At 49.1% G+C, this 15895-nt stretch carries 11 protein-coding genes; 4 read left to right on the forward strand and 7 right to left on the reverse strand.

Annotated elements, in window-relative coordinates; all coding sequences use genetic code 11:
- Positions 1 to 98: 98 nt before the first annotated feature.
- On the reverse strand, positions 99 to 3176 hold the full coding sequence (gene ileS / locus BUB59_RS07510; protein ID WP_234979992.1) for an isoleucine--tRNA ligase: 3078 nt from the start codon (positions 3174 to 3176) through the stop codon (positions 99 to 101).
- A gap of 4 nt (positions 3177 to 3180) precedes the next feature.
- The gene (locus BUB59_RS15620; RefSeq protein WP_234979993.1) at positions 3181 to 3363 is read right to left on the reverse strand and encodes a hypothetical protein; all 183 of its coding nucleotides are present in this window, start codon (positions 3361 to 3363) and stop codon (positions 3181 to 3183) included.
- Positions 3364 to 3754: 391 nt separating this feature from the next.
- On the opposite strand from BUB59_RS15620, the gene BUB59_RS07520 reads away from it, so the two are divergent.
- From BUB59_RS07520 to BUB59_RS07530, 3 genes are all read left to right on the forward strand, one after another.
- Complete coding sequence (locus BUB59_RS07520) at positions 3755 to 5143, forward strand: sugar porter family MFS transporter (protein ID WP_073227945.1); 1389 nt, start codon at positions 3755 to 3757, stop codon at positions 5141 to 5143.
- A 183-nt stretch (positions 5144 to 5326) separates the two neighbouring features.
- Complete coding sequence (locus BUB59_RS07525) at positions 5327 to 6247, forward strand: polysaccharide deacetylase family protein (protein ID WP_073227948.1); 921 nt, start codon at positions 5327 to 5329, stop codon at positions 6245 to 6247.
- Positions 6226 to 6663 carry a hypothetical protein gene (locus tag BUB59_RS07530; protein ID WP_073227950.1) on the forward strand — a complete coding sequence of 146 codons (438 nt, stop codon included), beginning with the start codon at positions 6226 to 6228 and terminating at the stop codon, positions 6661 to 6663. Before BUB59_RS07525 ends, BUB59_RS07530 begins: the two co-directional genes overlap by 22 nt.
- Before the next feature lie 83 nt (positions 6664 to 6746).
- On the opposite strand, the gene BUB59_RS07535 is transcribed toward BUB59_RS07530, so the two are convergent.
- The 5 genes from BUB59_RS07535 to BUB59_RS07555 all read right to left on the reverse strand — a co-directional run bounded on the left by BUB59_RS07535 (position 6747) and on the right by BUB59_RS07555 (position 14547).
- Complete coding sequence (locus tag BUB59_RS07535) at positions 6747 to 9020, reverse strand: glycosyl hydrolase family 8 (RefSeq protein WP_083540229.1); 2274 nt, start codon at positions 9018 to 9020, stop codon at positions 6747 to 6749.
- A 184-nt stretch (positions 9021 to 9204) separates the two neighbouring features.
- Positions 9205 to 10335: an acyltransferase family protein gene (locus BUB59_RS07540; protein ID WP_073227957.1), complete on the reverse strand. Its 1131-nt coding sequence runs from the start codon at positions 10333 to 10335 to the stop codon at positions 9205 to 9207.
- Between the two features lie 19 nt (positions 10336 to 10354).
- On the reverse strand, positions 10355 to 11410 hold the full coding sequence (locus BUB59_RS07545; RefSeq protein ID WP_073227959.1) for a hemolysin family protein: 1056 nt from the start codon (positions 11408 to 11410) through the stop codon (positions 10355 to 10357).
- Positions 11410 to 13728: a signal peptide peptidase SppA gene (sppA, locus tag BUB59_RS07550; protein ID WP_234979994.1), complete on the reverse strand. Its 2319-nt coding sequence runs from the start codon at positions 13726 to 13728 to the stop codon at positions 11410 to 11412. Before sppA ends, BUB59_RS07545 begins: the two co-directional genes overlap by 1 nt.
- A gap of 21 nt (positions 13729 to 13749) precedes the next feature.
- Positions 13750 to 14547: a hypothetical protein gene (locus tag BUB59_RS07555; protein WP_073227962.1), complete on the reverse strand. Its 798-nt coding sequence runs from the start codon at positions 14545 to 14547 to the stop codon at positions 13750 to 13752.
- 133 nt (positions 14548 to 14680) lie between these two features.
- Here BUB59_RS07555 and BUB59_RS07560 point away from each other — a divergent pair, with 133 nt between their 5' ends.
- Positions 14681 to 15895: a CotH kinase family protein gene (locus BUB59_RS07560; RefSeq protein ID WP_073227965.1), complete on the forward strand. Its 1215-nt coding sequence runs from the start codon at positions 14681 to 14683 to the stop codon at positions 15893 to 15895.

Below are 15895 nucleotides of genomic sequence, written 5' to 3' on the forward strand. Positions count from 1 at the left end.
TTTGAACTTCGAGGACTTATTTTTAGCTAGGTCCCCGGTCTAGCCGGGGATGACACGCAGAGGCTATTAAGCTTGGGCACTTCGCGACGTTCGCCTTGTTAGGCTTTTACAGTAGTAAAGCTGAATGCTTCGCCGTCGGCATCGTTGGCTTCGAGGCCTTCTGCGGAAGCAGCCCACTTGATGGCCACAGCCTGAGTCTCGCCCGCAACGTAAGCTTCATTCTCAGCAACAGCCTGCTTGAACATGTCACTTTCAGAGAACAAGGTCACTTCGATCTTGTCGGTGATAGTGTAGTTCTGATCCTTACGGCGGTTCTGGATTCGGTTGACCAGTTCGCGGGCGACGCAAGCACGGCGCAGCTCGTCGGTCACGTTCAAATCGAGAGCAACAGTGAAGTGGCTGTCAGCATCCACGGCAAGGCCTTCCGGCACAATGCGCTGGATCATCAAGCAGTCAGCACCGACTTCGCCGAATTCGAACTTGATGGTCTCACCACCCTGCAGGGCCTTGATTTCGTCAGCGCTCAGGCTGTTAAGCTTTGCAGAGATGACCTTCATGTTCTTAGCGTATTCAGGCCCCTTGGCCTTGATACCCAGGAAGTTGGGCTTTGCGGTAAGCTTCACCAGAACGGTTTCGTCTTCAAGGAACTTCATTTCGCGAACGTTCAATTCTTCGAGGATGAGGTCCTTCATGGTTTCGGCAACGTCCTTTTCTACAGCACCATGGGGCACCACAGTCATGCTAGCAATCGGCATACGGTTCTTTACGTTGTTCGTAGCGCGAATTGCACGGCCCATTTCCACCATGCCGCGGACCATTGCGATACGCTGCACCAGGGCTTCGTCCTTCAAGGATTCGTCTGCGCTGGGGAATTCACAGAGGTGAACGCTAACAGGTGCGTTGGCATCCACTTCGCGAACGAGAATCTGGTAGATTTCTTCGGCCAGGAGCGGCAGGAACGGAGCAAGAATCTTGCTGAAGTCCACCAGCACCTTGTACATGGTAGCGTAAGCTGCATTCTTGTCGCCATCGTTTTCAGACTTCCAGAAACGGCGGCGGCTACGACGGACGTACCAGTTGGTCAGGTCATCCACAGCGGCGATGATTGCAGGCACCACGTTGTACAAACGGTAAGCCTTCATTTCCACTTCGACCTTGGCGGCCAGATCCTGCAAGGTTGCAAGCATCCAGCGGTCCAGTTCGTTTTCGGACTTCACCACTTCACCCGGATTCCAGTTGAGCTGGCCCTTGGCGGCGTCGGCGTTGTGGTTAGAAACGAAGAAGCTAACGGCGTTCCACAGCGGGAGCATCACCTGCTTCACGATACCCTTCACACCTTCTTCGGAGAAACGCAGGTCTTCGGCCTTAAGGGCAGCAGAGTTGATGAGGAACAGACGGATGGCGTCTGCGCCGGTGCGTTCAATAAGTTCGTTGGGGTCCGGATAGTTCTTCTTGGACTTACTCATCTTGGAGCCGTCTTCGGCCAGGATGATACCATTCACAATCACGTTCTTGAAGGCAGGCTTCTGGAACAGAGCGTTAGAAAGAACGGTCAGAGTGTAGAACCAACCGCGGGTCTGGTCAAGGCCTTCGGCAATGAAGTCAGCCGGGAAGGACTTTTCAACCAGTTCCTTGTTTTCAAACGGATAGTGGCGGCTGGCATAAGGCATGGAGCCAGATTCGAACCAGCAGTCAAACACTTCCGGAGTACGCTTGAATTCCTTGCCATCCTTCTTGATGACAATCTTATCCACGAAGTGCTTGTGGAGGTCTTCCAGAGTTTCGCCGGTGAGGTCGGCCAGTTCCTTGATGGAGCCCACGGCGATCATTTCGCCGTCGTCAGCAATCCATACAGGAATCGGGGTACCCCAGAAACGGTTACGGGAAAGGTTCCAGTCGCGGGCGTTGGCAATCCACTTACCGAAGCGACCGCTCTTGATGTGGTCGGGAACCCAGTTCACGGTCTGGTTGTTTTCAACCATCCATTCCTTCAGAGTCTTGGTCACACCTTCTGCGTTGGTAACTTCGCCATCGATTTTCAAGAACCAAGTCTTGAGGGCGCGGTACAGCAGAGGCACACCGGTACGCCAGCAGTGGGGGTAGCTATGAACGAAGGTTTCGTGCTTGAACACGCGGCCCTGTTCCTTGAGGTAGGCGATAATGCTCTTGTCGGCTTCCTTTGCACCCAGGCCCTGCCACATGGGGACCTTGTCGGTAAACTTGCCTTCGGTATCCAGCGGGTCGAAAAGACCCAGGCCAAGAGATGCGCCCAGCTGGAAGTCTTCTTCACCGAAGGAAGGAGCGATATGCACAGCACCGGCACCGTCTTCGTCGCTAACGAAATCGGCAACGTAGATGGTATAACGCTTGGCCAGTTCCTCTGCGGTGGCGTAAGCGTCGCTAATATGGAACAAAGCTTCGTACTTGAGGCCAGCAAGGTCAGAACCCATGCACTTGTCCACAATGTTGGGCTGCTTGAAGTAAGCGCCAGCGCGTGTACCCATGACCCAGAACTTCTTGCCGTCCTGTTCTACGCAAACATATTCGGCGTCAGCCTTCACTGCAATAGCGAAGTTGGAAGGAAGAGTCCAAGGAGTGGTGGTCCAAACCAGGATGTTGGAACCAGCAAACTTAGCGTCGTCGGAAACCAGCGGGAAGATAAGAGTCAAGGACGGGTCCTGACGGTCCTTATAGCCCTGGTTGGTTTCGAAATTGGAAAGCGGAGTTGCAAGAGCCGGGCTGTATGGCTGGATGCGGTAGCCCTGATAGATGAGGCCCTTGTCGAAGCACTGCTTGAACACCCACCACACAGATTCCATGAAGTTCTTGTCCATGGTCTTGTAGCCCTTGTCGAAGTCCACCCAGCGGCCCATGCGACGAACAGTCTTGCGCCATTCACCGGTGTACTTCAGAACCTTGCTACGGCAGGTTTCGTTAAACTTATCTACGCCCAGGTTCTGGATTTCGGCAACGCCAGCCAGACCCAGTTCGTTCTGCACCAGAGATTCAATAGGCAGACCGTGGCAGTCCCAACCGAAACCGCGGGGAACCTTCTTGCCCTTCATGGTCCAGTAACGGGGAACGATATCCTTGATGGTACCAGCCAGCAAGTGACCATAGTGCGGAAGGCCAGTTGCAAATCCACGGAGCCGAGGGTCGCAAAAATATGCTTGCATATTTTTATGACCGAGGCGAACAGGATTGCAGCTTTGCTGCAAACGGAGGGCCATCGTAGAAAGTATAGGGTGCAGTTTCCGGACGGCTGTCCAGAGACTTCTTAAAGCTATCATCCTTATCCCACAATCCGAGCACGCGCTCTTCGATCTGCGGGAAGGTTTCTTCTTTTTTTACTTCACGGAACATGATTGTTCCTTTTTAAAATTTTCGGCTGAAATTTAGAAACTTTTGCACCAAGAGGCACCAATCAAGTAATCTAACCAAGGTTCCAAGGACGCTTTTCATAAAAACCCAGACATTTTTCGCCAAACGGGTCATCAAGTAGCTTCTCACACCCGAAAAAAGTCATTTTTTCAGCACATTTTTCGAAAATAATCAGACGCCCAGCTTTCAAAAGCCGGTTTAGAAATGACAAATTCCAAATTTTCCAAAAAAAGACCAAAAATGCATACAAACTAATAATCTAAGTTGGAATATATGATTTTATAATTTACGGAATTTGTAACGAAAATCACATATATATTAACCGCGTACTTAACAAAAGAACAACCAAACTAACAATAATAAGAGGTACGACATGTCTACTGCAAAGTACAATCTCGGGCACGTCATTATGATTACTCTCTCCGCTGCAATCGGCGGTTTCCTGTTCGGCTTTGACTCTTCAGTGATCAACGGCGCTAACGTGGCACTTAAGGGTTATTTCAACTGTAACGACATGCAGTTGGGTCTGGCCGTTTCTCTGGCATTGATCGGCGCAGCTGTGGGTGCCTACTTTGCAGGTCGTCTTGCAGATAAATTCGGTCGTGTACGCTGCATGTTGGCAGCCTCCGTTCTTTTCTTCGTCAGCGCAATCGGTTCCGGCCTCCCCTTCACCGTAGCTGACTTCATTATGTGGCGCGTCATCGGTGGCGTGGGTATCGGTGTGGCCTCCATCATTGCCCCGATCTACATTGCAGAAACTGCTCCCGCACATCTCCGCGGCCGTCTGGGTTCCATGCAGCAGTTCGCCATCGTGATTGGTATCTTCATCGCACTGCTTTCCAACTACCTCATCGTCCGCATTGCAGGTTCTGCAAGCCGTCCCATCATGGGCTTCGAAGCCTGGAAGGTGATGTTCTGGGTTGAAGCAATCCCGGCACTCATCTACGGTATCGCAGCATACACCCTTCCGGAATCTCCCCGCTACCTGGTAAGCAAGGGCCGTCTGGACGAAGCCAAGAAGGTTTTGAGCATGATCAACTCCGATGGTGTGGAAGCAGAAATTGACTCCATTCATCAGACCTTCAAGAACGAAAAGCCTGCAAAGCTTTCTGACCTTCTGGAAATGGTTGGCGGCAAGAAGCGCATCGCTCCCGTTGTCTGGGCAGGCCTCGGCATCGCTATCCTCCAGCAGCTTGTGGGTATTAACGTGATCTTCTACTATGGTACCATGCTTTGGCAGAGCGTTGGCTTCGGCGAAAGCGATGCATTCCTTACCAGCTTGGTATCCAGCGGCATTAACCTGACCATGACTATCGCAGCAGTCCTCCTTATCGATAAGATCGGTCGTAAGCCCCTTCTCCTCATCGGTTCTGCAGGCATGGCTGTTACTCTCGGTACTCTGGGTCTCTGCTTCATCTTCGGCGCAGAAAACGGTCAGCTGAGCCACGGTGCAGGCATTATCGCTCTCTTCGCAGCAAACCTCTATGTGACCTTCTTCGCTGCAACTTGGGGCCCTGTCATGTGGGTTATGCTGGGCGAAATGTTCAACAACCGAATCCGCGCTGTGGCCATCTCCGTTTGCGGTCTTGCACAGTGGGGCGCTAACTTCCTGGTCAGCTGGTCCTTCCCGGTCCTGGTCGGCGAAAACGGCATCGGTGTAGGCCCGACCTACATGATCTATACGGCATTCGCAGCCATAAGCTTCTTCTTCGTAGCAAAGTTCACTACGGAAACTAAGGGCAAGGCCCTGGAAGACATGTAATAGCGAATCGCTAAAATTTCTTCTCTCCTAAGACACAAGAGTCCCCCAGCGGTGCTGCTGGGGGGCTTTTTTGCGATTTACCCAGCAAAAGCCGTACATCTTGTAATATGGGGAAAACAGATTTTTCGGCAAAAACCTGTAAGTTTATCGTAACTTTCTTTACATAGGAATTTGGAGAAATAAATGAACGGCAACTTTAACATCAAGACTTTGTTCGGCGAACTTTTAATCGCCTGCGGATTGATGTCTGCAAGTTTTGCCGCATCTCCCCTTAAAACGGTTCCCTGGAACGGCTATTCTGGAGCAGCAAGCTTCACTTTTGACGATGGAGTTTTCCAGATCGAAACTCTCCCCCAAATATTGGGAGAAATGCCTGAAGTTAAGGTAACCTTCTTCCTTTCCAATATGGGTGCAGATATTCTGAACCTTTATGGAGCCGAATTCGCTAATTTTGCAAAATTAGGCCACGAAATTGGCAACCACTCCAACACCCACGTCCATCTTTCCAACCTAGGCGAAGACAGCTTAAGAAAGGAAGTGATTGACTTTGCTGGCGAAATTCAGCAAGTAATGGGTTATTATGGCGCAGATGTAAACGTCACCGCCCATGCCCTCCCCTACAGCGCAAACAGCGAAACAGCCTCCAAGGTCATTAACGAGAGGCACTTCATCAATCGCAGCTCCTGGGGTAACGGCCGCCACAACTGGGATGAGGAACCTCGCTGGACAGATATGGATTCCAGAGCCTGGTATTCCTGGCCTAACGCCGAAAACGACCTCCTGAAGGCTCTGGATACCGCCGCCTACATCGGCGATTATACCAGTTCCAATCCCTGGTACAACCCGGTAAAGGCTCCCGCCTGGGTGATCCTCCTGAACCACGGCGTGTCTTACATGGGTGGTAACCACATTACTCCCGATGCCATGAAAAAGGCTTTCAAGCACGCAGTTGACAACAATATGTGGGTGGCCCCCTTCAGTACGGTAGGAGCCTATTACAGAGCCCATTTTACCCTGGATGCAGCCAAGGCAGAGGCCAATGGCAACAAGTATACCATCAAGTGGAACCTCCCCCACCCAATATGCCCAAGAGCATCCCCATGAAGGTCACCCTGGATAACGATTTCATTAACAGCACCTTCGGAAAAGACGCAAACGTGGTCCTGGAACAGAAGGGAAAAATCATCTATCCGCACAATGGCGTGTTCACCATCGAGTTCACGGATCTTGAAGTGAATATCTGCGTTGCTACAGCAGGTTATGCCCAGAACAAACCAGAAAACATCAAGGCTTATACAGGCATCGAAACAGTCATGGGAATTGATAATATTGAACAGACCAACAATTCCGGCAGCATTCTCGAAAACAAGCAGGTAACTTATACTCTTCACGACGTTCAGGGAAAGCTCCTGAAAAGAATCCAGAGTTTTGAAGTACCTCAGTCCATGCCCAAGGGAGTTTACTTCCTTCGTACTAATGCACCAGGCTTTACTCCCCTCACGAGAAAAGTGGTTCACTAAACGTCAACAACAATCTTTAAACACAAAAATCCCTCGGGTGTTTGCCCGAGGGATTTTTAAGCTTGGTCGCTTAGTTCAGTCAATTACTTGATGGTCACCTTGCTGATCTTGCTACCAACGCGGACCATGTAGACGCCCTTGTTGGGAACGGTGATAGAAGCATTACCGAAAGCAAGCTTGCCATTGGCGATAACCTTACCGGTCATGCTGAACACTGCGAATTCAGTGTTGTTAGCGGCAGTAACCTGAATCTGCTGGCCAGCGACGGAAATCTTAGCATTGCTGGAGATTGCACCGGCGATGATGGCGAGACCCGGAACTGTAGAGCTAGAGCTTACACCCGGAATGACGGTAGTGGAGCTGGAGCTAACGCCCGGAACAACAGTAGAAGAGGAAGAAGCCGGAGTTACAGGCACGGTGTTGTCAATCTTCAGACCAGTGATCTTGGAAGGATCAATTACCTGCTTGCTTGCATCCAGGAATTCGACAGACTTCACGGAAATTGCACCGTAGCCACCCTTTGCGTCCTTCACTTCGAACTTCAGGCCCTTAACAGACTTAAGAATGTCAGAACCAGTAGGAGCGGTGTTGGTATTCACCCAGCTAAGGATTGTGATGGAGTTATCATCAGTTGCAGCGCCGCAATTTGCAGCCTTACCCAGGAAGCCATAGTCACAAGGAGTCAGATCATAAGTGATTTCCTTGTAGCTTCCGGAAGTTTCATCCACATAAATACCCGGTTCTGCACCAGCTTCAGCAGTTTCTTCATTAAGGATTGCAACACGGATAGGACCTTCGGACTTGACGTTAAGCTTCAGGTACTTCACACCGAGAGTAGAGAGATCAACGCCCTTTTCGCTCTTGAGGAAGGACATTGCAATACCAGCGGACGGGTACAGGAGTTCGCACTTAGCCGGAGTCTGCTTACAGACGTTGGCCTTTTCCTGAGTCCAGGTCGGTTCAGGACCAATTTCCATCACAGCATCTGCATAGTATGCACCATCGCGGAGGAAGATGGGAGAAGAACCGGAGTCCGGAGACATCTTGGTGGAACCATACTTGTCGTGATAAGCGCCCCAGTTCCAGAAACCAGAGACAGCAACGGTAGAATCACCACGCTTCTGCTGAACACCTTCAACACCAGAGTCGGAAGAACGCATGAGGCTAGGATCCGGAGTGAACTTGGTAAAGCCAGTCGGATCATAGAGGTTAGGCATGTTACCAGTCATGAGCAACAGGTAAAGCAGGTTCAAAGTAGAGGGATAGTACTTTTCACCAGGAACAGTACCTTCACCACAGCCAGAGCCAGTAGCGCAGCTAGTCAGAGCAGCAAGAGTCTTATAGACGGTTTCCATATAGTTCTTGGCTTCCTGAGTTTCCAGAGAGGAAGTAGCCAGACCCAGACCACCAGAGAAGGTGGAGGAAACGAAGTTACGCTTGACGCTCATTTCGGCTTCACCATTTACATAGTAACCGGAGTTAATACCGCTAGCAGTCTTGGTAGCGGGAATGAGCCAGGTCGCAATCTTCTTGTTGAAGGTCAATGCATCAGAGTCACCATACCAGTAGTAAGCCCAAGCGGTACGCCAGGGAGTACGGGCAGCATCATCAAAGAAACCGGCATCTTCGGACTGAGCCACGGAAGCGGAGGTCTTGGTGGGCTGATGAGAACCCCAAGAGCACCAGTCAGCAACAAGACCAGTCTTGGAATTCTGGCAAGCCAGCAAATCCTTAGCAACGTCAGAACGATGAGTAGACCAGTTACCGCCGGAAACCTTTTCGAACAGCTTGAAGTTGGCAAGGCCAGCATAGCTGGGGTTGAATGCATCATTCCAGTTGCTACCCGGCTTCAGCTGAGTGCCGTTAAAGTCGTTCTGTTCAATCCAGCTGATCAAAGCCTTAGCATCGGTAAGATACTGAGTGTTGCTCCACTGGGCAGAAGCCTGGATCAAAGCCATGGCGGCATCGATATCAGAGTCAGTTGCAGAACCGGTACCACCGCTGCAACCGATACGCCAATGCATACCGCCGTTGGCGGGTGCATTTTCAGTCCAAGTGCTGTACAGCTTCTTGAACATAGTTTCATCGTCCATGTACACGGTAATCAACATACCGTATGCGATAGCTTCGGAAACGGTAGAGCAAGTACCCTCGGGAGCATAGATCCAGCCCTTGGAAGCATCGTACCAGGCGCCCTTCCAGGTATTGTAATGAGACTTGATCATGTCAGTATCTGCAAACGGAACAGTGTAGCCGTTGGGGCTCTTCATGTTCTGCGGGAACGGATACTTACCTGCAGTTGCTGCTACAGAGGACAACAAAGTTGCACCCAGAGCAATCTTGAAAATGTTATTCATATTTATCCCTTCGTATATTGAGAACCAATTCCGCCTAAATATAATTTGAATTGGAATAATCACATACCCCCCTATATGTAATAAATCCGTTGCATATAAATCTAGGTACGAAAAAAGGGGCTTTTTGCCCCTTAAATTCACTAAAAAAGCCAGTTTTTACCAGTTTGTTTTACAAAATTTACAACTAATTTTTCGTTCCCGATTCGTTCACAAGAGCCGCCTGTTTTTGCATTTTTGCCTTCTTCCTCTTGGTTTTAAAGTTAAGGTAGAGAGGGCTTACCGTGTACAGGAATGCGATGAGAACGGCCGTTGCCTGGGGGGTATTCATATTGGTAATGCCCCAACCGATGGTAATCAAAGGCAAGTGAAGCAGATAAGGATAGAAGGACGCTCTCCCTACCGTACGTACAATAGGAATACAGAACAATCGAGCCAGAAAACCCTTCGCCGGAATAAGGCTCATAATGAACAAGCCTGTTATAAGAATAGGAGCAGAGTGGCGCACAATAAAGTAAGCTGCCTGATGATGAACCCAGTTCTGACCGGCGTAACAAGTGATGTACAGGACGATCAGGAGGAAAGCCTGGCAGAAACCCGCCACATAATTCTTTTCCAGGAAGGCGAACTGTCGTTCCTGATACAGGCGGAAGATAATCATGCCAAAGAAATACTCGCACACATGCATGGCGGGGAACATGTGGAAGAAACGGAAACGAATGCCGTAATCCGGAGAATAGAGGGTAGTGCAGCCAAAAATCAGTCCCTGAATAATCCCAGGAATGAAAGTCACAAAGAACAAGACCCAGAGCCACTTGACATTCTGAATCTTAAAGAAGAACTTGGCCGCAGCCGGAGTAAAGGCGTAGCAAATAAAGAAACCAGTCAGAGCCCAGGAAGGTTCATTCAGCTTCATGCCCAATTCCGGCACCAAGGACCACAACAGCGTAAGATGCAAGGCCAGGCTGCGCACCGGATGGGATAGGTTTTCCACCCCATGGAACTTAACCGCCAGGGCAATGAACATGAGGATTGTGGTAATAAAATGCAGGCGGTATAGTTTAGCGATTCGACTGAACATAAAGGGGACCACTGCTATGCGGCGGTCAGGATCGCTAAACTTGCTGGCGAACAGGAATCCGGCCAGCACAAAGAACATACCCGCAGAAAAAGCGGGGCCACTGACAATAGGTTTTAGCCAGGTGTACTTAGCCGCATAATCAAATGCACTGGAGGAAGCCAGATGCAGGAACACGATGTTGAGAGAAGCCAGCAGACGCAGGCCATCAATTGCGGGAAAGTAGGCGGACTTTGACATAGGGTTGCAAATTTAGAAATTAAGAACGGTTTTTCCCGCGCATGCTGGCCAGAGCCTTGGAGCGACGGCGTGCAGATTCCTGCAAATCCACTGTTTCGTCGTATTCATCCACAATTTCGCGACCGAGAATTTCTTCCAGCACATCTTCCAGACTGACAACACCTGCGATGGCGCCCCATTCATCCACCACGCCCACAATATGTCCGCGCTGCTTGAGGAAGCGAAGCAGGAGCTTGTCCAACGTGAGGGAATCGGGAATCAACTGCAGAGGACGCATGAGCTGACGGAGCTTAACGTCTCGTTTTCCTTCCACCAACTTGTTGTAGGCATCGCGACGGAGGATGATTCCAATCCAGTTATCCTTATTCTTTTCATAAAGAGGGACGCGGGAGAAAGGCCAGTTGCCGCGTTCATCCAGAGTTTCGCCTAAGGTTTTATCCGCCGCCAGGGAGAACACCACCTGACGAGGCGTCATGACCTTACGAACCGGCACAGAATTCAAAGCAAGAATGTTCTTGATAACCACAGACTGCTGACGGTCAATGACGTCTTCTCGAAGGCCTAGACTAACAAGACTATTGATATCATCAATACTCACATCCTTCTTTTCCTCGGATTCCCGGGTCCAGTGTTTTGTGAGGGTGAGACACAGCCAGATAAGTCCCGTAAAGGACAGCAACTTGGTGATATAATAGAAGGGAACAGCCACCAGCGGGGCCACCACCTTAGCCTGTTTTACACCCAGAGTTTTCGGGGTGATTTCGCCAAAAAGCAGAATCAAGATGGTAAGGATGATAGGGAGCGCCACCTGACCTGCGGGAGGCAAATTCTTTACCGCAAGAGCAGTCGCAAGAGAAGCTCCCACCGTATTGGCAATGGTATTCACCACCAGCACCGACGCGATGTAACGGTCAATATTATCCTTCACATGAGTCATGTACTTTGCAGTAAACTTTTTCTGTTTTTCCAGCAGTTCAATAGCTGCGGGAGGAACACTATAGAAGGACGCTTCCGTCACCGAGCAGAAGGCGGAAATCGAAAGACATCCCAAAACCGTAATCACAATATAAAGCATTATTCGATACCCCAGAACATGGGTTCAATAGCCCAGAACTTCACCTGTTCCAGATCCATCAAGAAATCAACTGCATAATTCAAAGCGGCCGCATTCGCCTTCAAGGAAGGAACCGCGAACTCATCATCGGAATTCAGCAAGTGTATTTTCACTTCCGTGGAAGCACTCATTCCAGCCAATTCCTTAGCAGCAAGAATCGCCTCGTCAATACCACCAAGACGATGAACAAGACCAGCGTCACGAGCCTTCAAGCCAGACATGACGCGACCGCCTCCATAAAGGGAATCCACCACACTCTGAGGAATCTTGGTAGCCTTGGACACTACACCCGTAAAGCGTTCATAGAAGTCATCCATATATTCCTGGAGGGCAGCCTTTTCAACATCGGTCCATGGACGATTAAAGGTTTGAGCATCTGCATAGGGATGAGTCTTTACCGCCTCACTACGAAGGCCCAATTTTTCCAGAAGTCCAGAAGCGTCAACCTTACCACCATAAATACCGATGCTTCCCACAATGGCAAAGGGTTCAGAGACAATCATGTCAGCCCCACAGGCAATGAAGTAACCACCCGAAGCACCGATGTTACCAATACTTGCAACTACGGGAATTCCCAGTTCACTTACGTGACGAAGTGCACCCCAAATCTTGTCAGAAGCAATGGCGCTGCCACCTGGTGATGAAATTCGAACAATCAGCGCTTTCGCAGAAGATCCCGGCAATTCGCGGAGCTGCTCCATCACCTTCTTTTCCATACGATTATCAATGGTTCCATTAATATTCAGAACTGCAATTTCCTTGCGGGGTCCCCAGTGTTCATCGAAAATCTTCGTATCCATAGGACGCCAGGTCGTAGCATAAGCATTTGGAGCATCCAAGTCAAACAAGGTCTTGAGCGTATAGGCAGGAACCTGATCAATATAGAGAGTAGTATCGATGAGATGAGCCTTCTGGGCGGCCTTTGCCGTAATCACGGGATTTGATGCCAAGGAGTCCAGGAAAGCATCCTTGTTTTGTATTCCACTGGGAAGACGGCGAGCAATGGATTTTTCAATCATCCACCACAAGTTTTTATATAGAGAATCCATGTTGCTGCGAGCTTCCACGGACATGGAATCTGCAATGTATGGTTCCACAGCGGACTTGAACTTTCCATGACGGAGGAATTCAACCTTCACACCCAGCTTGTCAAACAAGCCCTTGTAATAAAGGATGTCGCCACCTAAACCTCTCCAAGTCAAGTGAGCCGAGGGTTCTGCCACAATGCGGTCCACATGAGCGGACGCCATCAGAACTGCAGGACGAATATCATCCACATAGGAAATCACGAAGCCGCCCTTCGCCTTCAGTTTCTGGACAGCAGCGTCAATTTCGCTGGAAATGCCCAGATTGCCGCGGTAGCCGGAGAAGTCCAGAATCACAAGCCCGCAGGAGGGATCCTGATAGATATGCTCAAACAGGTTACGAACCTTCCAGATATTGATGGAACGTTCGCCCAGGAAGGGCATACTTTCGGAGGTTTCCGTCACGTCCATATCCAGCGGGATACGAACAATCTTGCCGCGCATAGAAGTCTTAGGACTGCGGGATGAATGATAGCTGAACACGCCTCCCTTGGGAAGAAGGTCATCATACACATGAAGGGCAACGTCGCTGTAGCCCCCTAGGGAGGTGGAAACCGACAGGCGCCATTCCTTTTCGTTTCCATAAAGAGGGAACATAAAACCAAAGCGGAATCCATAAGCGCCCATTTCAAGCAGCAAGCGATGGTTTTCAAGATTTTCCACGTCGTAGCTGACATTGAAGGCGTTATTCACCCGCAGAGTGGCACCCAGATTCAAAATTCGATCGGGAGATTTCGGTCCTACATACAGCAAGTTCTCTGTGGAATAACCCAAGGAAAGAAAATTAAAGGGACGATAAATAAATCCCTGAGACAAGCTCCATTCCGTTCCGTCAAATTCAGAACTACGCAGTGCAGTTATGCGGGTCCCCCAGAACATCGTGTTTGAAAGGAAAGCGCTTCCATGCCCCACACTCCAGCGAGCTTCGTTATGATGATCCCTATCAAAGGTATACTGATAGCCAGCAGCCCAATGATCCAAGTTACCGCCCATTCGGAAATTTGTGGTTTCCTTATCGTAGTCGTAGGATACTAAGGCACCTCTGGACCCCAGCGCAGTAAGCCCCGCAGGATTTCCCCAGATACCGTGTTCGTAATCCGTGGAGATAAATCCCGATTCACCAGGAATGTAGGCGAAGGCGAGACCCATCAAGGTCAAGGCGGAACAAAAAAGATTCTTGCAGTTGAACATCATAAACTCTAACCTACCCTACCTTTAAAAAACATACTTGGTATACAAGCCTAACGTGTGTCCCGTTTCCATTCCAAATAAGTAGCCACGATTCATCTCGTAGAACAAGGCAACGCCCAAGGAGTGCCCCGCAAGTGCAAAATAGTGACCGGCATCCACACGCATTCTAAAACCACGGTACAAATCGTTCATATCCTGATAAGGCTTATCCATATTCAAATTCTGGGATTCCTGAATACGCCAACGATATAGGAATACATAATCAAACAGCCAGCCGCGATGCAATTCGTAATCCCAGGCAAGACGCCATTCCATGGATGCCTTCAGGCCAATTTCATCCCCAGGCAGGAAGTCATCATCCTCAAGGAATGTATAATAACTGGCAGCAACACCCAGCTGCATTCCTTTGGAAAAATCATACAGATAGAAGGGTTCCACCCCGATTCGGTGGAATCGGTTCACCTGGGACCCATCTCCAGGAGGCAAGCGCCAGTTAACGTCCACACCGAAAAAACGGTAAGGCATAAACTTCATGCCCAAGTAGGATTCGTTGAAGCCATTTACCTGCAAATTCAACGCCTCATGACGCTGATTATGAAGCATGGTATCAAATTCATAGCTTATTAGACGATAGGAGAAATCCCCATAAACGCTAAAGCAATTGCAAGGGGCATATTCACCAGCAAGATTCAGGTCAGCACTATAAACATCATCGAGAAGCTCGGCGAGAGAGCCAAAAGAAACAAATCTTTGAGGTCCTCGTAACGGAGTTAAAGGTTCGCGAGCAAAAGAAAGTTCAGCAACCGAAAACACTGCAATCAAAAAAAATGCAATGCTTAGCGGGCTGACTCCATATCTTCGCACAAATGACATATATATTCTCAAAGTTATAAATTTTAAGAGACCCGATTCCATCGCAAAATAATATTCCACCATATATTTTTATATTAGGCACATGCGTTCGTTTTTCGTCATTCTCATCTTATGCCTCGTATGCAGTTCTTGCGTCTGGAACGGCAATGATGAAGATTTGGAATACTTACCCTTGGACGATTCCGAATATCCGTACGCAGGCCTCCCCCGACTAGTCATTGAAACAGATCATTTCGCACAAATCATTGACCGAGAAACAGAACTTCCTGCACACCTGCAAATATACGGCAAGAGCGGGCCAGAGACAGAGATACTGGATTTAACCGTAAAAGGGCGAGGCCACTCCAGCTTCGAGATGTCAAAATACGGCATCAAATTAGAATTCAAGGAAAAAACAAAACTGTTTGAAATGCCCTCAAATCGGGACTGGGTTCTGGTATCCAATCAAATCGACAAAACCATGCTCAGGAACTACATTACCTACCAACTTGCATGGATTCTTGAAGACGAGTACGCTCCAAGATGTACCTTTGTTGAGGTTTTCCTAAACCGGAAATATATCGGTCTGTATTTGTTGGCAGAACACATGAAAGTGGGTAAGAATAGAATTAACATTATTCAGGATTCCACTAGTTTTTTCATCGAGAAAACGAAATCTCCCGATCCGGACGATCTGTATTTTGAGAGCTCTATGGAAAATGTTTTTAAGGTCCGGTATCCTAAAAACGCATCCGTCAACGTCATTTCTTCCATAAAAAACGACGTAGATCATTTAGAAAAACAACTGTCTATACCAAACACCGACCTGAATCAGTATATAGACTTGCAGGATTTTGTCCGATACTACGCCATCCAGGAATTTTCAAAAAACGTAGATGGAGCCTTTGACCGTAGCATTTACATCACCAAGGAAGCGAATGACGTTTTCAAGATGGGGCCGGTTTGGGACTTCGATGTAGCATATGGGCTTTTCAACGGTTCAAAAACATCTCCTAGCGACTGGTACGCAAGGAAACAAGGATGGTACAAGCATCTCGTTCGGAACCCCCAGTTCAGTAAGGCATACACCGAATACTGGAGGGATCACAAGAACCAGTTTTTAGCACTAAAAGACTCCATAGATGTAACATGGCCCAAAATCCATAAAGCCGTGATAAACGACGAAAAAAGGTGGCCTATTCTTAACAATAACCAGGACTGGCCCTTTGTGGATAGCTATCCTAACTACGAGGCAGCCATAGACAGCCTCAAGATATGGATCTCCAATCGAGCAGAATGGATTTCGAGCCATTTGTAA

Source organism: Fibrobacter sp. UWEL (assembly GCF_900142535.1).
GTDB lineage: Bacteria > Fibrobacterota > Fibrobacteria > Fibrobacterales > Fibrobacteraceae > Fibrobacter.